Raw genomic sequence first — 19753 nt, 5'->3', positions numbered from 1 at the left:
TCCTCTCCGGCGCGCGCGTGAAGACAATCAGGGCCTACAGCTTGATCAGCTCCACGTCATCCATGTGGATGAAGTTGGAGCCGTTGTGGGCCGGCGACTTGCTGTGCAGGCCGAACTCCAGGTAGCCGTTGGTGACGTTGATGGCGGGCGTCTCCAGCAGCGTGTAGTTGCCGTAGGTGCCCAGGTTGGTGATGGCCGGCGCGCAATCACCGCAGTTCTTCACCTGGAAGCGCGCGAAGTCGAACGTGCCTCCCTTGCGGAACCAGGCGCGCAGCTTGTAGTTGCCGGACGCCAGACCGGACTTCGTCTGGTACGTCCACGCCTCGTAGGCCGCCGCGGACGTCCACTGCGTCAGGTGGAAGCTGCCCGAGTGCCCCCCGTTGTACGTCTCCGAGAACGCCGCCGTGCCCGTGCCATTCGGGCTCCAGGTGGTCCAGCCCGTCATGCCGTTCTCGAAGCCCGGGTTGGTGAGCCCCAGCGACTGCGAGCCGCCCGGCTGGTACCAGCGCACCCACTCCACCTCCATCGTCTTCTTCGCGCCCCAGGCCAGGTCGATGGAGGCCGGCGCCGGGTTTCCGTACCAGACGCCGCCGAGCGCCAGGTTCAGGATGAGGTAGTGGTTCTGCTGGAACTCCGACTCGTTGTGGTTGAACGTCGCCGTGGAGACGAAGTCCTTGTCCAGGCGGAACACGATGGTGTTCGCGTTCCACTCCACTTCGTACGTGTGGAAGTCCTGCGACAGGTCCACGCCACGGCTCGCGCCGGTGCCCCAGTCCGCGTTGCCGCCGTTGTGCCAGTGCAGCGCCGACTTCATCCACGTGGGCTCCGTGGACTTCCACTCCAGGATGTCGATTTCCCCCGCGGCCGGCCAGCCCGCGCTCTGGATGTTCGAGCCCAGCGTCCAGAACGCCGGCCACATGCCGTAGCCCGGCGGGACCTTGATGCTCGCGACGATCTTCCCGTAGCGCCCCTCCACCTTGCCCTTGGTGTGGATGCGGCCGGAATAGAACGACCGGTACTGCCCCGCGCAGCGTGAGTCCGTGGGGTTGTCCGCCGTGCGCTCCGCCGAGATGATCAGCTTGCCGTTGGCCACCGCCACGTTCTGCGCGCGCGGGAACTCCAGCTCACCCGTGCCGAAGTTGCAGTTGTTGGTGACCGGATCCCAGTTGCTCGTCAGCACGTTCCACGCGCCCGTGTTCAGCGCCGTGCCCGTGAAGTCGTCCTGCCACGACAGCGACCACCCCGAGCCCGGGTCGTACGCGCGCTCGCCCTGCTGCGTCTGGCCGTAGCCTTCCGCCTCCACCGGGGCGGCGGCTTCCGGCTCGGGAGAACAGCCGGAGAGGGTGGTCAGGAGTCCTGCGGCGACGAGGCCTGCTCGAAAAGGGCGGTGCATGAATGCTCCGGGGTAGGGGGAGCATTCATATTTGCCGGTTCTAACGCGTCTTGCCAGGAAGTCCGGAAGCACCTCATCCGAGCCACTGGGGATTCTGGACGGTTCCGTCGAAGTGGTGGCTCGTCTTGTACTTCTCGTAGGCACCGTCCTGGGCCGCGTCCTTCGTCCTGGCGAGCAGGGCCTGGACGTCCTTTTCGCTCAAGGGCTTGAAGGTGCGCGCCGCGGTCAGCGCCTGCTGCAGTCGCTCCTGCGAATCGATGCCGGTGATGACGACGCTGACGGGCAGGGACAGGTTGTAGCGGAGGCACTCGGGCGCGGTGACGGTCTTGCTGTCCAGGATGAACGGGTCGCCCATGCACTTCATGGCGAGCACGCCGATGCCCTCCTTCACGAGCACGGGCAGCACGCGCTTCTCGAAGCTGTTGAAGTGGGCGTCCATCACATTGAGGGGCAGTTGCACGGTGTCGAAGCGGAAGCCGTGCTTCTTCGCGGTCTCCAGCATCTTCAGGTGGATGTCCGGGGACTTGTGGCCGGTGAAGCCCAGGAAGCGCGCCTTGCCGGCCTTCTGCGCATCCTTCATGGCCTCGATGGCGCCGCCTTCGGCGAAGGCGCGGTCGGGGTCGTTGTCTCGGATGACTTCGTGGAGCTGGAGCAGGTCCAGGTGGTCTGTCTGGAGGCGCTGGAGGGATTCGTCGATCTGCTTCGCGGCGGTCTTCTTGTCGCGGCCGTCGACCTTGGTCATCAGGAAGGCCTTGGCGCGGTAGCCGTCGCGCAGCGCCTTGCCCATGCGCTCCTCGCTCTTGCCGTCGTTGTAGTCCCAGCAGTTGTCCAGGAAGTTGATGCCCTGGTCCAACGCGCCGCGGATGAGCGCGATGCTCTCCGACTCCTCCGTCTGCTTGCCGATGTGGAAGCCCCCGAGCCCGATGCACGACACCTCCTGGCCGGTGCGGCCCAGCTTGCGGCGGGGCACGGCGGACGCTTTCTTCGCCTTCGCGGGTGAAGCCCCGAGCACGGGCGTGGCCACCATCAGCGACAGCGTCGCGGCGAGGAATTCCTTCCGGGTCATGCGCGGGCGTCCTTCTTCCAGAGGGCAGGCAGCGTCTGGGAGGCCGACGTTGGGACCGAGCGACGCCCGGGACAACGGGCGCGAGGGTCGAATGTGCAGGAGCCACCGCTGCGGAGTGCGTGTGCAGGGCGGGCGTGTGCCGCATAATCGACACCCGCATGCGCATTCCCCTCCTTGTGCGGCGCGTGGGTCCGCTCCTCGCGCTGATCCTCCTGGCCGCGTGCCGCATCGAATCCGCCGCGCCGTCGGGAGGCGCCGCCGTGGCGCAGGCCTCGACCCCATCCGGCGAGGTGTGGGTCTACACGTCGATGTACCGGCACGTGCTGGATGCGATGGAGCCCCTACTCAAGGAGCGGCTGCCCGGCGTGCAGGTGCACTGGTACCAGGCGGGCAGTGAGAAGGTGGCCAGCCGGCTGGAGGCGGAGCGGGCCGCGGGCGCGGTGCGAGCGGACGTGTTGATGACGTCGGATCCGTTTCTCTACGAGCGGTTGGCGCGGGATGGCGCGTTCCTGCGCTACGCGTCCGTGAACGCGCTGCGCATTCCGCGAACGCTGCTGGATCTGGACGCGAGGTACGCGGCGGTGCGGCTGTCCACGATGGTGCTGGTGCACCGCGTGGGCGCGGGCGATGCGCCGAAGTCGTTCGCGGCGCTGGTGGATGGAAGCTGGAAGGGACGGGTGGCCATTGGGGATCCACTCACATCGGGTACCGCGTTCACGTGGGCGGTGTTCCTGCACGCGCGGCGCGGAGATGCCTACTTCGCCGGGTTGAGGGAGCGGGGCGCGGTGGTGGCGGGTGGCAACGCGGCGGTGCTCCAGAAGGTGGAGAGCGGCGAGGTCGACGCTGGCGTGCTGCTGCTGGAGAACGCGCTGACGGCGAAGGCGAAGGGCAGTCCCATCGAGGTCGTCTGGCCGGAGGACGGCGCGGTGGTCATCCCGGGACCGGTGGGACTGTTCGCGTCGACTCGCAATCCGGTGGCGGCGAAGGCGCTGGTGGACGTGCTGCTGTCGCCCGAGGGCCAGCGCATCATCGTGGAGAAGGGGGACATGCACGCCGTGGACCCACGCTTGAGCGGTCCGCGTGGAGAGTCCGGCGTGGCCGGATTGCTGAGCCGCGCGCAGCCCTGGACGCCGGAACTGCTGGATCAGGGGCTGCTGCACGGCGGCGACATCAAGGAAGCCTTCAGCCGGGCGTTCGCGCGATGAGTCAGGAACGCCCCACCGGAGGACGGGAGTGGGCCCCCGCCGGAGCGGCGCGATCAAAACCTGTCCGACTGTCGGACAGGTTTTCGCTGCTTGGTTGGGAAGGGAGCACCTCCGTCCTGGCGACGGATGCAGCCGGAACGATGGGGAACGACAGCGGGATGCCGTCAGCACGCGGGGTCCCCGGCGGCCGTCCAAACCTGTCGGACAGTCGGACAGGTTCGAGCAATGGGGCTGGCTTGTCGGACAGTCGGACAGGTTCATGCGGTGGGGCTGGCTTGTCGGACAGTCGGACAGGTTCGTGCGGTGGTCCAAACCTGTCGGACAGTCGGACAGGTTTTTTCGGTGGGCCCCCGCCGGGGCGCCTCTTCAGGATTCTTCCTTTCTCATCTGCTTGGATTGGCGGCCTGTCCGCGGGACTGGCGTACCGCAAGCGCCAGCGCGTGAGCCTTGATGGAGGCGCGCGATGAGGGGGCGGTGGATTGCGTTGGCCTTGTGGCTCGTGCCGCTGCTGCTCTTCGCGGTCGTCCCGGTCGTGGCGCTCCTGGTGCGGGGCGTGGGTGCGGCGACGGGGGGATTGGGTTCGGTGCTCGCGGCGGAGTCCGGGGCGCTGCTGAACACGCTGGGCATTTCGCTGGGCGCGACCGCGTGGGCGCTGTGCCTGGGGGCTCCGCTGGCCTTCCTTCTGTTCCGCACGGACCTGCCCCTGCGTGGCGCGTTCACCGTGCTGTTCACGCTGCCGTCCGCCATCCCCGCGTTCATCTGGGGCATGGGGTGGTTGTCGCTCGCGAGCCCTCGTGCCGGCTACCTGAACCGCATGCTGGGCGCGGACGTGTTCGACCTCTATGGCGCGGCGGGCATCGCGTTCGTGGAGGGACTATCGGGCCTGCCGCTGGTGCTGCTCGCGGGGGCGGCGGCGCTGCGGCGCGTGGACCCGGCTCTGGAAGAAGCGGCCCGGGTGTGTGGCGCTTCGCCGCTTCGCGCCGTGCTGAACACCACCGTTCCCCTGGTGATGCCCGCGCTGTTGTCGGGCGCGGTGATGGTGTTCCTCATGGCAGCATCGTCCTTCGGCGTGCCGTATCTGCTGGGCGTTTCGGCGTCTCCGCCCACCCGCGTCCTCACCACGCGCATCTATGAACTGGTGCTGCTGGGCAGCGAGGAGGGGTTGCCTCGTGCGTCAGTGCTCGCGTCGTTCCTCCTGCTGCTCACTCCGCTGGCGCTGGGACTGACCTGGGTGCTGGGCCGAAGCGGACGGGTGCGATTGAACGCGGGGAAGGGCGTGTCTCCTCGCGTGCTTGGGTTGGGGACGTGGCGGACCGCCGCGCTCGCCGGAGTGGGCCTCGTGGGCGGGGTGCTGGTGGTGCTGCCCCTGGCGGCCATCCTGCTTACTTCGTTGCAGCGCAGCTTCGGCGCGGCGCTGACCTGGGACACGCTGACGCTGTCGCACTGGTCTGGGGTGCTGTGGGACGCACGTACGCTGCGGGCCACGGGGCGCAGTGTGCTGCTCGCCGCGGGGGCGGGCCTGCTGGTGGTGGGGTTGGGCCTTGCAGGTGCGCTCCTTCGGCGGGCCTTTCGTCGCGGCGGCGCGGCCGTGGAGGCGATGGCGGTGTGGCCCTTCGCGGTTCCGGGCACGGTGCTGGCGCTCGCGTTGCTGGTGGCGTTCTCCCGGGACTGGCGGCTGGTGGTGCTGGACCGCGTGGCGTTCGTGCTGGCCCTGGCGCATACGCCGTGGCTGATGCTCGTGGGCTACGTGGGGAAGTACCTGGCGCTCGGCGAACGCAACAGCTCCGAGGCCCTGGCCCAGGTGGATCCTTCGCTCGCGGAGGCCGCGCGCGTCGGTGGTGCCGGGCCCGTGCGTGCGTTCGTGGACGCGACGCTTCCGTTGCTTCGGCCCGCGCTCGTGGTGGCGTTCGTGCTCGCGTTCCTTGCGTGCGCCACGGAAATCACTCTGTCCGTGCTGCTGGTGCCCGCGGGCTCCGAGGTCCTGGGCACGCTGCTGTTCGAATTGCAGAGCTACGCGGATCCGGCCGCCGCGGCCGTGCTCGCTTGCGCGTTCGTGGCGCTGGTGGTCGCGGGACAGGCCGTGCTGGCGTGGGCTCGGCGTCGAGTTCCGGAGGTGCGGTGATGGCGGCCATCGTCCTGGAGGACCTGGTCAAGGCGTACGGCGGGACGCCCGTGGTGCGTGGCTTGAGCCTTCAAGTGGGGCAGGGCGAGCTGGTGTCCCTGCTGGGCCCTTCTGGATGCGGGAAGACGACGACGCTGCGGATGCTCGCGGGGTTGGAGCATCCGGACGCGGGCGTCATCCGCCTGGGGGATGAATTGGTTGCTGGACCCGGCGTGCGCGTTCCTCCCGAGAAGCGCGGCCTGGGCATGGTGTTCCAGAGCTACGCCATCTGGCCGCATCGCAGCGTCGAGGCGAACGTCGCCTATCCCCTGTCGATCCGGAAGGTGCCCCGCCACGAGGTGGCTTCCCGCGTGCGCGAAGCCCTGCGCTGGGTGCGGCTGGAGGCCTACGCGGCGCGGATGCCGCACGAACTGTCCGGCGGACAGTTGCAGCGCGTGGCGCTCGCGCGGGCGCTGGTGGCGGGGCCTCGCGTGCTGCTGTTGGACGAACCCCTGTCCAACCTGGACGCGGCCCTGCGCGAGGAGCTGCGCGCGGAGATCGCCGCACTGCGGGCGCGGCTGGGCACGACGCTCGTGTTTGTCACGCATGACCAGGGCGAGGCGCTGGCCCTGTCGGACCGCATCGCAGTGATGAACCGGGGCGTCATCGAACAGGTGGACACTCCGGAGCGGCTGTACCGGGAACCGGCGACTCCGTTCGTCGCGGGCTTCGTCGGAGGCGCGAACGTGCTGCGAGGCGAGGTGCGCGCAGGTGCCTTCCACTGCGCGGGGACGGAGACCTCGTTCGAGCTGCCCGTGGCCGCGAAGCCCGGGCCGGGAACGCTGGTCGTGCGTCCGGAGGATCTGGAGCTGGGCGAGACCGGAACGCCGCTGGTGCTCTCCGCTCGGCTGTTCCTGGGGCACGCGGCGGAGTACCGCTTCCCCGTGGGAGATGCGTTCCTGCGCGTCATCGGGCCGGCGCTGGAGGGCGTGCGCGCCGGCCAGACGCTCCGGGTGCGCGTGCGCAAGGCCACGGTGTTCGACGCGGGCGCTTGAGGCTCAGTAGAGCGACGTCTTCAACCGGCCCGGCAGCTCGCGGTCGTACTCGCTGCCGTCGAAGTTCTCCGGGCTCAGCGCTTCGAGGATGGCGCCGGGGCTCGGGAATTCGGCGCGAGTGACCTGTCGGGCCGGGTCCCAGAGGCCGGAGCGGATCAACGCGCGGCTGCACTGGAAGTAGACCGTCTCCACGGTGATGCGCAGCACGGAGCGCGGGAGCTTGCCCTCGAAGGTGAAGCGCTCCAGCAGCGACGGTTCGATGACGATGCTCGCCCGGCCGTTGACTCGCAGGGTTTCGTTCACGCCCGGGACGAAGAACAGCAGCGCGACGCGCGGGTCCGCCAGGATGTTCCGCAGCGAGTCGCAGCGGTTGTTGCCTCGGCGGTCGGGCAGCAGCAGCGTGTGCGCGTCCTCGATGACCACGAACCCCGCGGGATCCCCGCGAGGCGATACATCCAGCCCTTCGGGGCCGGAGGTGGCGAGCGCCATGAACGGCGAGCGCTCGATGAAGGGCCGGTACGCCAGGTGGAGATGGTCCACCTCCTTGAGGACAGACGACTTTCCGGGAACGCCGTACAGGCGTTCGAGCGTCTCCACATCGTTCACGGTCTTCATCCGGGTGCGCCTCCCGGGGCCTTTTTATGCATTCAAGAGGGCCATGTCACACGTGGCACCGGCTGCGTCGTCCTCGGGAGGGAAGGGCACTTCGCCCCCTAGCACTCGGACCTACATATGAAGACCCGGATGAATGCTTTCGCGGTTGCGCCGGACGCCCTCCAGCCCATGGTGGAGTTCAGCAAGAAGGTGGAGGCCCTGGGGCTGGAGCCCAGCCTTCGCGAGTTGGTCAAGATCCGTTCGTCCCAGATCAACGGCTGCGCTTTCTGCATCCACCTGCACACCCGCGACGCCCGCGCACATGGGGAGACCGAGGAACGCATCTACCTGCTGGACGGCTGGCGTGAGTCGCCGCTGTACACCGAGCGCGAGCGGGCGGCCCTGGGCTGGACCGAGGCCCTGACACTCGTCTCCCAGACGCACGCACCCGACGAGGACTACGCCGCGCTCAAGCCGCACTTCACCGAAGAGGAGATCGTGAAGCTGACCCTCATGATTGGCGTCATCAACGTCGCGAACCGGCTCGTCCTCGGCTTCCGGCTCATCCACCCGGTGACCCCTCGCAGTGAAGCCGCCTGAGCCTCGAACCGCTTTTTGAATGTCCATGTCACACGCGGCACCCGCTGCGTCGTCCTGGAGACGGGAAGGCGCTTTGTCCCCAAGAACGAGGAGTTGCTCATGAAGACCCGCATGAATGCGTTCGCCGTCGCGCCGGACGCCGTCAACCTCATGGTGGAGTTCAGCAAGAAGGTGGAGGCCCTGGGGCTGGAGCCCAGCCTCCGCGAGTTGGTCAAGATCCGCTCGTCCCAGATCAACGGCTGCGCCTTCTGCATCCACATGCACACCCGCGACGCCCGAGCCCTGGGGATGACCGAGGAGCGCATCTATCTGCTGGACGGCTGGCGCGAGTCGCCGCTGTACACCGACCGCGAGCGGGCGGCCCTGGGCTGGACCGAGGCCCTGACGCTCATCTCCACGACACACGCCCCGGACGAGGACTACGCTGCGCTCAAGCCGCACTTCACCGAAGAGGAGATCGTGAAGCTGACCCTCATGATTGGTGTCATCAACTCCTGGAACCGGTTCGCCATCGGTTTCCGGGCCATCCACCCGGTGACCGCTCGCAGTGAAGCCGCCTGACGAAAACCCCGCAGACGTCTTCGACCCGCTCCGCCCCCGCCTGCTCCGCATCGCTTACCGGATGCTGGGCATCGTCGCGGAGGCGGAGGACGTGGTGCAGGAGGCGTACCTTCGCTGGCACCAGACGGACCGCGCGGCCGTGCGGGACGCCGAGGCCGTGCTCGTCCGCACGGTGACGCGCCTGTGCCTGGACGTCCTGAAGTCCGCGCGCGTCCGCCGCGAGGAGTATGTGGGCACCTGGCTTCCAGAGCCCCTCATCGAGCCGGTGGTGGAGGGCGACGACTTGACGCTGACCCTGATGATGGCCCTGGAGCGCCTGTCTCCGCTGGAGCGGGCAGCGTTCCTCCTGCACGACGTGTTCGGCATGGACTTCGAGGAGGTGGCGAAGGCCATCGACCGCGATCCGGCGGCCTGCCGTCAGCTCGCCAGCCGGGCGCGGGCCCACGTGCAGGAGGCACGGCCCCGCTTTCCCGTGACGGAGGCCCGGGGCCATGAGCTGGCCTCGGCGTTCTATGCCGCATCCCGGAGCGGTGACACGCACGCGCTCCAGGCGCTCCTCGCCCAGGATGTCGTGCTCTACGCGGACGGGGGCGGCAAGACGAAGGCGGTGCTCAATCCCATCTTCGGCCAGGAGAAGATCGTGCGCATGCTCGAGGCGTTCGTCCGACGCGCGGGCGCGAACGCATCGCAACTCGTGCATGAGGGCACCATCGATGGCCTGCCCGCGTTCGTCACCCTGGAGCCGGACGGGACGCTGCAGACGACGGCGCTCGGTATCGAGGATGGCCGCATCGTCGCCCTCTACATCACGCGCAACCCCGACAAGCTGAAGGGCATCCGGCGGATGGTGGAAGGGGAGCCGTCGTAGGGCTTCAGTGCGCGGCGAAGGACTCGCGCGCGAACTCGATGAACCGGAGCAGGGCCGGGGTGCTTCCTGCCTTGCGCCAGGCGATGGCGGTGTTCGTCACCGGCGCATCGTCCGGCAGGTCGATGAAGGCCACGCCGGAGTGGTGCTCCGTGTCGGGCGTGTGCGGCATGGGCGCGATGCCGAAGCCCGCGGAGACGAACCAGATCTTCGTCGCGACGTTCTGCGCGTACTGGCGCACCGCCGGTTCGACCCCCGCGTCGCGGAGCCGGTCGAAGAACGCCGCGTAGTAGTCCGGCGGCGCGACGCCGGGCTCCACCAGGATGAGCGGCTCATCCCGCAGGTCCTTCCACGCCACCGCCTTCCGCTTCGCGAACGGATGCCGTGAGGGCACCGCCAGCCGGAAGGGCTCCCGTCGGATGAGGTGGGAGACGACGTTCGGAGGCATCCGCTCGCGCGGGCGCAGGATGCCCACGTCCAACGTGCCCCGCTCCAGCGCCTCCAACTGCCACGCGGACGGATGATTGCTCAGCTCGATGTGGACCCCTGGCACCTTCTTCTGGAAGGCGCGGAGCATCGTGGCGAACCGGGGCGTCGCGAACGACGAGATGAGGCCCAACACCAGCACGTCCTGTTCGCCCCGGGCCTGTCGCGCCGCGTGTTCCTGGAACCGCTTCGCGCGCTCCAGGAGTTGATGCGCTTCCGGCAGCAGCTCGCGTCCCAGCTTCGTGAGGCGCACCGCGCGGGCTTCGCGTTCGAAGAGGGCGCCGCCCAGCTCGGTTTCGAACTTGCGGATCTGCTGACTGAGCGGCGGCTGGGCGATGTGCAGACGCTTCGCGGCGCGGGTGAAGCTGAGCTCCTCCGCGACGGCGACGAAGTACCGCAGGTGGCGCAGCTCCATGGTCCATATGCTCCAGGTCTGGATTCCAGACCCAGGATATATTGGAAGTATGGGTGGGGGAGCGCTAGGCATGTCGCATGGAGACTTCCTCCGCCGTGCTCCCCGTCGCCGTGCCCCAGGCCGCGCCGATGGATCGCCGGCTGCTGTGGACGATGACGACGGCGACGGTGCTCGCGGTGGGCAACGTCTATTACAGCCAGCCGCTGCTGGGCGTCATCGCGCAGACCTTCGGCCTGTCCGCCTCCGCCGTGGGCTCCGTGCCGATGATGTCGCAGTTGGGCTACGTGGCCGGACTGGTGCTCCTGACGCCGCTGGGCGACGTGCTGGAGAAGCGCGGTCTGCTGGTGACGATGCTGGGGCTCGCGGCGGCGGCGCTCTTCGCGGCGGGCCTGGCGCCCTCGTTCCCGCTGTTCCTGGCTGCCTGCGTGGCCATTGGGCTCACGTCGGTCCTGGTGCAGATCCTCATCCCCTTCGTCGCGGCGCTCAGCTCGCCCGAGGAGCGAGGGAGGAACCTGGGCGTGGTGCTCAGCGCCGCGTTGGTGGGCGTGCTCATCTCCCGCACGCTCAGCGGCTTCGTGGCGACGCACCTGGGCTGGCGCGGGGTGTACTTCGCGGCCGGCGCGACCATGGTGGGTCTGGCGATGACGCTGCGGCTGGGACTGCCTCGCTACGAGTCCTCCACGCGGCTGACCTATCCGCGCCTCCTGCAGTCGCTGTGGACGCTGCAGCGGGACGTGCCGGGGCTCCGGGCCATCGCGCTCACGGGCGCGCTGATGTACGCGGCGCTCTCCGCGTTCTGGGCTTCGCTGGCGTTCTTCCTGAGCAGTGACGCGTACCATCAGGGGCCGGGTACGGCGGGCATGTTCGGGCTCATCGGGACGGTGGGGGCGCTCGCCGCGAACGTCACGGGCCGGCATGCGCAGCGCATTGGTGCTCGGCGCATCGTCCGGGCGTGCATCGTCACGATGCTGGCGGCCTTCGGGGTGTTCGCCGTCTTCGGCACGCTGTGGGCCGGGCTCATCGCGGGCGTGGTGCTGCTGGACCTGGGGGCGCAGGCCGCCACGGTGTCCAACCAGACGGAGCTGTACCGCCTGCACCCCACCGCGCAGACGCGCCTCAACACGCTCTACAAGATGTTCTACTTCGTGGGCGGTGCCTGCGGTTCCGCGCTCTCCGCCATCGCGTGGGACCACGCGGGCTGGCGGGGCGTGTGCGCGGTGGGTGGTGGGTTCCTGGTCCTCGCGTTCGTGTGGGAACAGGTCCAGGCGCGGCGGGCCGCCGCTTCGCCTTCCGTCACTTGACCGAAGGCAGCTTCTTCGCGAGCGCGTCGATGGCGGCGCGCACCCGCACGGGCAGGTGGGGCGTCGTGGGCCAGAGCGCGTGGACGTCGAAGCAGAGTCCCGGCTGGTCCGTCAGAACGCGCACCAGTTGCTTGTCTCGCACGGCGTCCTGGATGAGCCAGCAGGGAAGCCACGCCAGCCCCATGCCCGCGACGGCCGCGTCCAGGATGGCCTCCAGGTCGTCGAAGCGCAGCCGTGAGGCTGGTGCGAGCTCCACGTTCGAGCCGTCCTCCTGGGGAAAGAGCCAGGTGCGCGTCGCCCCCGAGCGGACGTAGCGGATGGACTCGTGCCCGGACAGCGCCTCCAGCGTGCGCGGCGTGCCGTGCTTGCGGAGGTAGGCCGGTGACGCGCACACGCTCATGCGCTGGAAGCCGACGCGGCGGCCCGTGAGGCCATTGCCCGTGTCGAGTCCACGGATGCCGGCATTGCGGATGGCCAGGTCGAAGCCGTCCTCCAACAGGTCCACGAGGCGGTCGCTGAACGACAGATCCAACTCCAGCTTTGGGTGCGCGCGGGCCAGGTCGCGCAGGATGGGCGCCACGCAGCGGCGGCCGTAGAGGACGGGCATGCTGACGCGCAGGCGACCCGCGACCTCCTGCTTGCCGGATTCGAGCAGGGCCTCGCCCGCGCGCAGTTCACCCAGGGCGCGCAGGCACCGTTCGTAGAAGGCCTGACCATCCTGGGTCAGGCCCTGCGAACGCGTGGTGCGGTGGAAGAGGCGCACGCCCAGCCGTTCCTCCAGTCGCGCCACCGTCTTGCCCACGGCGGAGCGCGACAGGTTCAGCTTCGCGGCCGCGGCGGAGAAGCCGCCAGCCTCCACGGCCTCCACGAAGACGGCCACGCCCTGCAGGGGATCGCTCATGGTCCACCCATTGTCGCCCTGGCGGCGACAGTGAAAGGAATTCTTGTCGCCACCGGGGAAATTCCTTCGCCAATACCTTCCCCTGCGAACCTGTTGCAAGGAGCCGTGCGCGTGGGGACTTCGACGATGAAGCGCTGGGAGCTGGATGCCGTGGGACGTGATGGACCGCACCTGCGGACCGTGGCGGTTCCGGAGCCCGGTCCCGGCGAGGTGCTGGTGAAGGTCGCGGCCGTGTCGCTGAACTACCGGGACCTGTTGGTGATGGAGAGCGGGATGGGACTGTCCCTGGCGTTCCCGTTCACGCCGGGCTCGGACCTGGCGGGCGTGGTGTCGGCCGTGGGCGCGGGCGTGACGCGGTTCGCGGTGGGAGAGAAGGTCATCTCCACGTTCTCGCCGGGGCGCCTGGACGGGCCAGCGCTGGGGACGGCGCGAGTGCCTCCGTACAAGACGCTGGGTGGGGCGTACCCGGGCGTGCTCGCGGAGTACGTCGCGTTTCCGGAGGACTGGTTCGTGAAGGCGCCCACCACGCTGGACGCGGGTGAGGCCAGCACGCTGCCGTGCGCGGGACTGACCGCGTGGACCGCGCTGGTCGAGAACGGCCCGGTGCGTCCGGGACAGACGGTGCTGGTGCAGGGGACCGGCGGCGTGGCGCTGTTCGGGTTGCAGCTCGCTCGGGCCCAGGGCGCGGACGTCATCGTCACGTCGGGCAGCGACGAGAAGCTGGCGCGCGCGAAGTCGCTGGGCGCGACGCATGTCATCCACCGCGAGCGCGAGGACTGGGTGGAGGCCGTCTACCGCATCACCGCGGACCGGGGCGTGGACCACATCCTGGAGCTGGCGGGCGGCCCGAACCTGGGCCGGTCCATCGAGGCGGTGGCGCTGCACGGGACCATCTCCGTGATTGGCGTGTTCGAGGGCTTCACGGTGACGGGGCCGTCCGGGCCGCTCCTGCTCAAGGAGCCCACGATTCGAGGCATCAACGTGGGCACCCGGAGGGCGCTGGAGTCCCTGGTGCGCGCGGTGGACGCCACCGGGCTCAAGCCGGTCATCGATGCGCGCTATCCGCTGGAGGCCCTGCCCGCCGCGCTGGAGCACCTGCGGAAGGGCGCGTTCGGGAAGATCGTGGTGGAGTCCCACTGAGCCACGCGGAGTAGGGTGCGGCGCATGTCGTCGCATCCCTCCGCCGAAAGCCCACGCCGCTTCCAAGACGAGCCGTTGGTCGTCGTCCTGCGCCACCTGGAGGCGCTGGTGTCGTCCGGGCCCGTGTCCATCGACGTGCCGGATCCGGACCTGGGCCACGGGCGCTATCCCGGCGAGCGCGTGGAGGGTGGGCTCGTGCACCGGCCGCTGCGGAGCTGGTGCGATCTGGCGGAGGGGCTGTCGTGCCGCCTGCGCACGCCTCGCGGGGTGGATGCGACGCACGTGCGGCTCACGTTCGAGCCGCTGGGCTCGGAGGCTTCGTGGCACGCGGGAGGCGGGACACGGACGGACGCGCCACAGGAGCGCTATGGCGCCACGTCCGACTTCTCGCGCGTGCGGAAGTTCGAGGACGCGGGCTTCCTGCTGCCCTGGCTGGAGGCGGTAGGGCGGCTGGCGCTGCCACCGGGCGCGAGGCTCCTGGATTTGGGCGTCAACCGGGGGGATGAGCTGGCCGCGTTCGCGGAGGTGGAGGGCATCCGCTTCGTCGGCGTGGACCACAGTGCGAGCGCATTGGTGGAGGCCCGGGCGGCGTTCCCGGATCCGCGCCATGCGTTCGTGCAGGCGGACCTGAACGCGTTGCCCTCGGACCTGGGCCGCTTCGACGCGGTGGTGTCGGTGGGCACGTTGCAGAGCCCGGGCGTGGATGACCGGGCGCTCTTGCGCAAGCTGGTGCAGGAGCACCTGGAACCCAAGGCGTCGCTGGTGCTGGGCTTCCCCAACTCACGCTTCCGCGATGGGGAGGTCGTGTACGGCGCGCGCGTGCGCAACCTGCGCGAGCCGGACCTGTCGCTGCTGGTGAAGGACCTGTCCTTCTACCGCCGCTATCTGCACCAGCACGGCTTCCGCACGTTCCTGGGCGGCAAGTACGACCTGCTGCTCACGGCGGTGAGAGGTCAGGCTTCCGGTTCGGGTGACGAAGACGCCTGAGCCTTGGACTCCGCCTCGGGCTGCGAGAGGTGATGGGCGGTGAGAGGAATCACCAGCAGGCTGCCCAGCCAGAAGATGAAGCCAATGGAGGGGTAGAGCAGCTCCAGGTAGCGGTCCCCGCCGCTTTCATCCGCGGGGATGGGATTGATGTACCAGGTGAGCGACGTCAGTCCGAGGACGCACGCCGCGCCGCCGACCCAGAGCGCCTTCCGGTCCGCACCCACCAGGAGCATGACGAAGGCCACGCACATCAGGGGGTTCGCGAACCAACCGAACTGCATGGTGAACACCCCCAACCAACCCATGAGCAGCAGCGCCAGGCCCCACATCTGTTCCTCGTCACGCTTGTTCGCGTTGAACACGGTCATCGCGGGCGTCGCACAGGCGAGCACGAAGAGCAGGGCCGATGCGCCACAGGCGAGGAGGCGCGTCTTCTGTTGGGACTGGGCGTGGGCAGAAGGCGCTGGACGAGGAGAGGTCATCGGGGCGGATGCTACTTCATTCCCCTGGCGGTCCATCGAGGGCTCAGTGCAGGACCCCGTCGTCGGAGATCCCCCACACCGGGTCGAAGCCATTGGTGATGTAGACCCGATCGAACTGGCTGTTGCAGCTCAGCACCATGGAAGCGCTTTGTGAGGGCGACAGCTTCGCGAGCCTGACGGCATGTTCGAAGGCGTCATCGGACGTCGGCTGGGCATTCTCGCGAGCGGCCCGGCAGGCTTCGGTCGCCACGGCATGAAGCCGGTACAGCCCGCGGAGCTGGTATGCCGTGCCAGAGAAGAAGAAGCACACTGGTGCGGCCAGGAGCAGTGCGAGCACCGACAACCGCCGGCTCGGCTTGGACGTCCGTGACAGGATTTCCAGGACGGCCAGGGCGAAGAACAGCCCCGCCACGAGCACGAATGGGAAATCCGGCAGCAGCAGAGCAAACGGGCCGAAGGCCACCGCCGTCGCCAGGAGCATCAAGAGGAACACCGGTACGGCCAGGAGCATTGAGAGCACCGACAGCAGCCGGCTCGGCTTGAGTGCCCGTGACAGGATGGCCGCGATGGCCAGGACGAAGGACAGCCCCGTCGCGGCCGCGAGCGGGCTGTTCCTGTAACCCATCCGCAGCGCTTGGGGAAACGGGGCGAAGGACACCACCGCGACCAGGAGCAGCAGCAGCGCCACGATGGGCACTGCCCGCCACAGGGTCGTTTCCTCCTCGAGTCGAAGCCACCTGGGGACCATGTCTTCGTGTGCCTCCGAGGCTACTTTGCCACCTTGGCGCGCAGCTTCTCCAGCGTCTGGGCCAGGCGACGGGCGCGGGTCTCTTCTTTCTTCGCTTCGGTGAGCGCCTTCACGAACTCCTTGCGGTGCGTGAACGCCAGGTTCGTGAAGACGTCCCGCAGCGCGGGCTCCGCGTCCAGTGCACGCTGGAGGTCTTCCGGCACCTCGATCTCCCGAGGTGCCGTGTCCCTCTCCAGCGTGATGCTCAGCATCGCGCCGTCCTCGACGCCCGCGGCCTCGCGCACATCCTTGGTGAAGCCCAGGTAGGTGATGCCTCCGTACACCATCAACCGGCTCCGGAAGGGCTGGCCGTTGACGGTGCCCACCACGGGCGGCCGGGCTTCGCCGTATTCCTCGCGGCTGTCGAACGGACAGCGCACGAACCGGCCTCCCTGGTCGTTGGCAATCTCGAGCTTCGCCTTGAACTTGCGCGCGGCCATGAGCGTGTCCCTGGCCTACGGCTTGACGAACTTGAACGCGAACCGGTCGCTCGTGCCCCGGCGCTCTCCCGCGGCGCCCGGACTGGAGCTCCAGTCGCGCGTGTCCTCCGGGTTGCGCCAGGTCTTGCTCTCCCCCTGGAACTGGAAGCCCGCGGCCTGCACCTCGTCACGCACCAGCTGCTCGTCGATGCGGTGCAGTGTCTGGCCTTCCGTGATGCCCGTGCCCGGCTTCGCGCTGGAGTCGAGGATGACGTACACGCCGCCCGGCTTGAGCGCCTGGAACACCGCCGCGTTCATCTTCGCCCGGTCCACGCCCAGCCATCCCGTGTCGTGGTAGATGATGTGGCTCACCACCGCGTCCAGCGTGCCGTTCAGCTCGGGCGGGAAGGGCGCGTCCAGCTCACGGTCCAGGCGCACCACGTTCTGGTTCATCGGCCGCGCCAGCCGCTCCTGCCAAGGCTTCTCCGCGAACCGCTCCAGCACGACCTTGGGGTTCTCGCCGTACACCTTGCCCTCGGGCCCCACCGCGCGCGCCAGCAGCTCCGTGGTGTAGCCGCCACCCGCCATCAGCTCCGCCACGTGCATGCCGGGCTTCACGCCCACGAACTCCAGCAGGGCGGCCGGATGCCGGCCCGCGTCCAGCTTGCGGTCCGCCTCCGTGCGGTCCGGCGCATCCACCAGCGCCTGTGCGGACACGGCCGTCGCCTGCGTCTGGGTGGAGGCCACCGGAGCCGTGGGCGTCGAGTGGGAACAGCCCGCGAGGGCCAGGAACGATGCCGCCATCAGTGCATTTCGCATGGGCGATCCATATCGCCCGCACCCGCGCCTGCCTTCCGAAAAGAAGGTCACTGTCCGCTTGCGGGACACCACGTGCCACGAGCGGACACCGCGCGTCCGTCCCCTGGGCCCTCGGCCCCACCAGGCGGCCGTGGCGCTAGAGTTGCAGCCCGCCCCGGACCGACGCCATGTCCCAGCTCCTCCAAGACGTCCGCCTGTCGCTGCGCCGGATGCGCCGCGAGCCCGTGTTCACCTCGGTCGTGGTGGCCACGCTCGCGCTCGCCATCGGGGCCACCACCGCGGTCTTCAGCCTCGTGTATCAGGTGCTGCTCAAGCCCCTGCCGTACCCCGAACCCCAGGAGCTGCTGCGCCTCTACCAGTCCACGCCGCAGCGTGAGCGGGGCGGTGTGGCGTACTCGTACCTCCAGGCGTGGCGCGAGCGTCCGGGCGCGTTCCAGGCCATCGAGGGCGCCACCGCGATGGACTACACGCTGACCGGCCCGAGCGCGGCGCAGCGGGTGCGCGCGGGGCTCGCGACGCCGGGCCTGCTGTCACTGCTGGGCGTGCGGCCCGAGCGTGGACAGGACTTCGGACCGGAGTCCCAGGGGCCAGGGCGAGACCGGAGCGTGCTCGTGTCCCACGCTTTCTGGTGGAGCCACTTCGGTGGACGCGCGGACGTGGTGGGCCAGACGCTCACGTTGGATGGTGCGCCCCATGTCGTCCAGGGCGTGCTGCCCGCGTCGTTCCGCTTCTGGCCGGGCGTGGACCTGTGGAAGCCGCTGATGCCCGCGCCCCCGGGGCAGGCTTCGGAGGAGCTGTACCTGCGGGGCGTGGGCCGGTTGCGGCCGGGTGTCCCGCTGGAGCGCGCCCGCGCGGAGCTGGAGGAGCACTCGCGCGCATGGGCCGCGACGATGGGCGGGCGTGAAGCGGCGCCCGGGGTGCGGCTGGTGCCGTTGCATGAGCAGGTGGTGGAGACCTCGCGCGAGCAACTGTGGCTCTTGGCCGGAGTGATGGCGCTGGTGCTGTGCGTGGCGTGCGCCAACGTGGCGAACCTGCTGCTCGCGCGCGCCAGTGCCCGCGAGCGCGAGGTGGCGGTGCGCGCGGCGCTGGGCGCGGACCGGGGACGGCTGGTGCGGCAGTTCCTGGTGGAGAGCGCGGTGCTGGCCCTGATGGGCGGCGCGGCGGGTCTGCTGCTGGCGCTGTGGGGGATGGACCTCCTGCGTGTGTTCGTCCCCGGAGAGGTCGTGTCGCCGGAGGAGCTCCGGTTGGAGCCGCACGTGCTCGCCATCGCGGCGGGCCTGTCGCTGACGACCAGCGTCCTCTTCGGCCTGGTGCCCGCGCTGCGCGCATCCCGCGCGGAGGCGAAGGGGGCGCTCGGGGGGCTTCGCGGAGGGAAGGGCGCGACCGGACCGATGCGTGCGAGGGCCGTGCTGGTGGTCGCGCAGGTCGCGCTGGCGCTCGTGCCACTGGTGGGTGCGGGCCTGATGCTGCGCACGCTCCATGCGCTGCATTCCGTGGCGCCGGGCTTCGACCCGCGAGGCGTCAGCGCGATGGACCTGTCATTCCCCCGCGAGGCCTACGGGAGGGATGACACCCATCGACGGCAGGTGAGCGCGGAGCTGCTGACGCGGGTGCGGGCGTTGCCTTCGGTGCAGTCGGCAGGACTGGCCAGCACGCTGCCGCTGTGGAACCGCAACGGCTTCAGCGCGGTGGTGCTTCCCGGTGAGACAGAGGCGGAGGCCCAGGCGCGCGAAGCGGTCAACTTCCGCGCGGTGAGCGACGGCTACTTCGCCACACTGCGCATCCCACTGAAGGAGGGCCGCGACGTGAACTCCACGGACGGAGCAGGCGCGGCGCCGGTGATGGTGGTCAACGAGACCTTCGCGCGGCGCTTCCTGTCGAAGGGCTCCGCGTTGGGCCAGCGCGCACGGCTGACGCTCAATGGCGAGCCGTTCCGGGAGGTGGTGGGCGTCGTGGGCGACGTGCACCACGCGAGCCTCGCGGAGGAGCCGCGCGCGGAGGTGTACCTGCCCATGGATCAATTCGAGGGCCTGTTCATGGTCGTCGCCGTGCGCGCCACCCGGGACTCACAGGCGCTGCTGCCCGCGCTGCGCGAACAGCTTCGCGCAGTGGATCCAAACCTGCCGCTGGTCCAGGTGCGCGACCTGGAGGCCGTGGTGGAGGAGAGCCTGGGCCGCACGCGGGTGATGGGCGGCCTGCTCACGGCCATGGCGGTGCTCGCGCTGACGCTGGCGGGCGTGGGGCTGTACGGCGTGCTGGCGTACACGGTGAGCCAGCGCACGCGCGAGCTGGGCATCCGCATGGCGCTGGGCGCGACGGACCGGCAGGTGCTGTGGCTGGTGGTGGGGCAGGGGCTGCGGCTGGCGGCGATCGGCGTGGGGGTGGGGCTCGTGGGAGCGGCGGTGCTCGCGCGCGGCCTCGCGGGGATGCTCTACGGCGTGGGCGCGCTGGACGCCCTGACGTTCGGAGGCGTGCCCCTGCTGCTGGGCGCGGTGGCGCTCGTGGCCAGTTGGTTGCCCGCACGCCGCGCGTTGCGCGTGACGCCCGCCATCGCGCTCCGGGCGGACGAATAGGGC

General features: G+C 69.6%; 19 protein-coding genes. 10 read left to right on the top strand and 9 right to left on the bottom strand.

Annotated elements, in window-relative coordinates; genetic code table 11:
* Nucleotides 1-34: 34 nt before the first annotated feature.
* Together D7Y04_RS30025 and D7Y04_RS30020 are read right to left on the bottom strand one after the other, a co-directional pair.
* Nucleotides 35-1393 (bottom strand): family 16 glycosylhydrolase, encoded by a 1359-nt coding sequence (locus tag D7Y04_RS30025; RefSeq protein ID WP_120577795.1) that lies wholly within the window; start codon nt 1391-1393, stop codon nt 35-37.
* 73 nt (nt 1394-1466) lie between these two features.
* Nucleotides 1467-2459, bottom strand: a complete 993-nt coding sequence (locus tag D7Y04_RS30020) for an aldo/keto reductase (protein ID WP_121761491.1) — start codon at nt 2457-2459, stop codon at nt 1467-1469.
* Nucleotides 2460-2617: 158 nt separating this feature from the next.
* Here D7Y04_RS30020 and D7Y04_RS30015 point away from each other — a divergent pair, with 158 nt between their 5' ends.
* The 3 genes from D7Y04_RS30015 (at nt 2618) to D7Y04_RS30005 (ending at nt 6820) form a co-directional block, all read left to right on the top strand.
* Nucleotides 2618-3664, top strand: coding sequence for an ABC transporter substrate-binding protein (locus D7Y04_RS30015; protein ID WP_121761490.1), 1047 nt, complete (start codon nt 2618-2620; stop codon nt 3662-3664).
* 463 nt (nt 3665-4127) lie between these two features.
* Complete coding sequence (locus tag D7Y04_RS30010; RefSeq protein ID WP_121761489.1) at nt 4128-5786, top strand: iron ABC transporter permease; 1659 nt, start codon at nt 4128-4130, stop codon at nt 5784-5786.
* The gene (locus tag D7Y04_RS30005) at nt 5786-6820 is read left to right on the top strand and encodes an ABC transporter ATP-binding protein (protein ID WP_172817028.1); all 1035 of its coding nucleotides are present in this window, start codon (nt 5786-5788) and stop codon (nt 6818-6820) included. Before D7Y04_RS30010 ends, D7Y04_RS30005 begins: the two co-directional genes overlap by 1 nt.
* Nucleotides 6821-6823: 3 nt before the next feature.
* On the opposite strand, the gene D7Y04_RS30000 is transcribed toward D7Y04_RS30005, so the two are convergent.
* Nucleotides 6824-7435 carry a pyridoxamine 5'-phosphate oxidase family protein gene (locus D7Y04_RS30000; protein WP_121761487.1) on the bottom strand — a complete coding sequence of 204 codons (612 nt, stop codon included), beginning with the start codon at nt 7433-7435 and terminating at the stop codon, nt 6824-6826.
* 117 nt (nt 7436-7552) lie between these two features.
* On the opposite strand from D7Y04_RS30000, the gene D7Y04_RS29995 reads away from it, so the two are divergent.
* From D7Y04_RS29995 to D7Y04_RS29985, 3 genes are all read left to right on the top strand, one after another.
* Nucleotides 7553-8014: a carboxymuconolactone decarboxylase family protein gene (locus D7Y04_RS29995; RefSeq protein ID WP_120598750.1), complete on the top strand. Its 462-nt coding sequence runs from the start codon at nt 7553-7555 to the stop codon at nt 8012-8014.
* A gap of 99 nt (nt 8015-8113) precedes the next feature.
* Nucleotides 8114-8575 carry a carboxymuconolactone decarboxylase family protein gene (locus D7Y04_RS29990; protein WP_120598749.1) on the top strand — a complete coding sequence of 154 codons (462 nt, stop codon included), beginning with the start codon at nt 8114-8116 and terminating at the stop codon, nt 8573-8575.
* On the top strand, nt 8562-9443 hold the full coding sequence (locus tag D7Y04_RS29985; protein ID WP_121761486.1) for a sigma-70 family RNA polymerase sigma factor: 882 nt from the start codon (nt 8562-8564) through the stop codon (nt 9441-9443). Before D7Y04_RS29990 ends, D7Y04_RS29985 begins: the two co-directional genes overlap by 14 nt.
* A 4-nt stretch (nt 9444-9447) precedes the next feature.
* Here the strand turns inward: D7Y04_RS29985 and D7Y04_RS29980 are convergent, their stop codons facing one another.
* Nucleotides 9448-10341, bottom strand: a complete 894-nt coding sequence (locus tag D7Y04_RS29980) for a LysR family transcriptional regulator (RefSeq protein WP_158627608.1) — start codon at nt 10339-10341, stop codon at nt 9448-9450.
* A 77-nt stretch (nt 10342-10418) separates the two neighbouring features.
* Here D7Y04_RS29980 and D7Y04_RS29975 point away from each other — a divergent pair, with 77 nt between their 5' ends.
* Entirely contained in the window at nt 10419-11642 is a 1224-nt protein-coding gene (locus D7Y04_RS29975) for an MFS transporter (protein WP_121761484.1), read from the top strand.
* Here the strand turns inward: D7Y04_RS29975 and D7Y04_RS29970 are convergent.
* Nucleotides 11635-12543, bottom strand: coding sequence for a LysR family transcriptional regulator (locus D7Y04_RS29970; protein ID WP_121761483.1), 909 nt, complete (start codon nt 12541-12543; stop codon nt 11635-11637). The two genes, D7Y04_RS29975 and D7Y04_RS29970, sit on opposite strands and share 8 nt — an antisense overlap.
* Nucleotides 12544-12654: 111 nt before the next feature.
* Between D7Y04_RS29970 and D7Y04_RS29965 the strand changes: the two genes are divergently transcribed.
* Entirely contained in the window at nt 12655-13683 is a 1029-nt protein-coding gene (locus D7Y04_RS29965) for an NAD(P)-dependent alcohol dehydrogenase (protein ID WP_233601635.1), read from the top strand.
* 24 nt (nt 13684-13707) lie between these two features.
* Complete coding sequence (locus D7Y04_RS29960) at nt 13708-14670, top strand: bifunctional 2-polyprenyl-6-hydroxyphenol methylase/3-demethylubiquinol 3-O-methyltransferase UbiG (protein WP_121761481.1); 963 nt, start codon at nt 13708-13710, stop codon at nt 14668-14670.
* On the opposite strand, the gene D7Y04_RS29955 is transcribed toward D7Y04_RS29960, so the two are convergent.
* The 4 genes from D7Y04_RS29955 to D7Y04_RS29940 form a co-directional block, all read right to left on the bottom strand.
* A complete protein-coding gene (locus D7Y04_RS29955; protein WP_120598742.1) occupies nt 14637-15152 on the bottom strand; it encodes a hypothetical protein in 516 nt (171 codons plus the stop codon). The genes D7Y04_RS29960 and D7Y04_RS29955 overlap by 34 nt on opposite strands.
* Before the next feature lie 43 nt (nt 15153-15195).
* Nucleotides 15196-15840 carry a hypothetical protein gene (locus tag D7Y04_RS29950; protein WP_147477219.1) on the bottom strand — a complete coding sequence of 215 codons (645 nt, stop codon included), beginning with the start codon at nt 15838-15840 and terminating at the stop codon, nt 15196-15198.
* A gap of 80 nt (nt 15841-15920) precedes the next feature.
* Complete coding sequence (locus D7Y04_RS29945; protein WP_120598740.1) at nt 15921-16379, bottom strand: YdeI/OmpD-associated family protein; 459 nt, start codon at nt 16377-16379, stop codon at nt 15921-15923.
* A gap of 15 nt (nt 16380-16394) precedes the next feature.
* On the bottom strand, nt 16395-17177 hold the full coding sequence (locus D7Y04_RS29940) for a class I SAM-dependent methyltransferase (RefSeq protein ID WP_120598739.1): 783 nt from the start codon (nt 17175-17177) through the stop codon (nt 16395-16397).
* A gap of 167 nt (nt 17178-17344) precedes the next feature.
* Between D7Y04_RS29940 and D7Y04_RS29935 the strand changes: the two genes are divergently transcribed.
* A complete protein-coding gene (locus D7Y04_RS29935) occupies nt 17345-19750 on the top strand; it encodes an ABC transporter permease (protein ID WP_121761479.1) in 2406 nt (801 codons plus the stop codon).
* Nucleotides 19751-19753 lie beyond the last annotated feature (3 nt).

The organism is Corallococcus sp. AB038B, from assembly GCF_003668955.1.
Lineage (GTDB): Bacteria > Myxococcota > Myxococcia > Myxococcales > Myxococcaceae > Corallococcus > Corallococcus exiguus.
This window is presented reverse-complemented; position numbering and strand designations above follow the sequence as displayed.

Coding starts and splice junctions, on each gene's coding strand:
- D7Y04_RS29975 (WP_121761484.1), top strand. CDS start 10,419: ATGGAGACTTCCTCCGCCGTGCTCCCCGTCGCCGTGCCCCAGGCCGCG.
- D7Y04_RS29980 (WP_158627608.1), bottom strand. CDS start 10,341: ATGGAGCTGCGCCACCTGCGGTACTTCGTCGCCGTCGCGGAGGAGCTC.
- D7Y04_RS29960 (WP_121761481.1), top strand. CDS start 13,708: ATGTCGTCGCATCCCTCCGCCGAAAGCCCACGCCGCTTCCAAGACGAG.
- D7Y04_RS30015 (WP_121761490.1), top strand. CDS start 2,618: ATGCGCATTCCCCTCCTTGTGCGGCGCGTGGGTCCGCTCCTCGCGCTG.
- D7Y04_RS29990 (WP_120598749.1), top strand. CDS start 8,114: ATGAAGACCCGCATGAATGCGTTCGCCGTCGCGCCGGACGCCGTCAAC.
- D7Y04_RS30000 (WP_121761487.1), bottom strand. CDS start 7,435: ATGAAGACCGTGAACGATGTGGAGACGCTCGAACGCCTGTACGGCGTT.
- D7Y04_RS29935 (WP_121761479.1), top strand. CDS start 17,345: ATGTCCCAGCTCCTCCAAGACGTCCGCCTGTCGCTGCGCCGGATGCGC.
- D7Y04_RS29945 (WP_120598740.1), bottom strand. CDS start 16,379: ATGGCCGCGCGCAAGTTCAAGGCGAAGCTCGAGATTGCCAACGACCAG.
- D7Y04_RS30025 (WP_120577795.1), bottom strand. CDS start 1,393: ATGCACCGCCCTTTTCGAGCAGGCCTCGTCGCCGCAGGACTCCTGACC.
- D7Y04_RS30005 (WP_172817028.1), top strand. CDS start 5,786: ATGGCGGCCATCGTCCTGGAGGACCTGGTCAAGGCGTACGGCGGGACG.
- D7Y04_RS29955 (WP_120598742.1), bottom strand. CDS start 15,152: ATGACCTCTCCTCGTCCAGCGCCTTCTGCCCACGCCCAGTCCCAACAG.
- D7Y04_RS29940 (WP_120598739.1), bottom strand. CDS start 17,177: ATGCGAAATGCACTGATGGCGGCATCGTTCCTGGCCCTCGCGGGCTGT.
- D7Y04_RS30010 (WP_121761489.1), top strand. CDS start 4,128: ATGAGGGGGCGGTGGATTGCGTTGGCCTTGTGGCTCGTGCCGCTGCTG.
- D7Y04_RS29995 (WP_120598750.1), top strand. CDS start 7,553: ATGAAGACCCGGATGAATGCTTTCGCGGTTGCGCCGGACGCCCTCCAG.
- D7Y04_RS30020 (WP_121761491.1), bottom strand. CDS start 2,459: ATGACCCGGAAGGAATTCCTCGCCGCGACGCTGTCGCTGATGGTGGCC.
- D7Y04_RS29970 (WP_121761483.1), bottom strand. CDS start 12,543: ATGAGCGATCCCCTGCAGGGCGTGGCCGTCTTCGTGGAGGCCGTGGAG.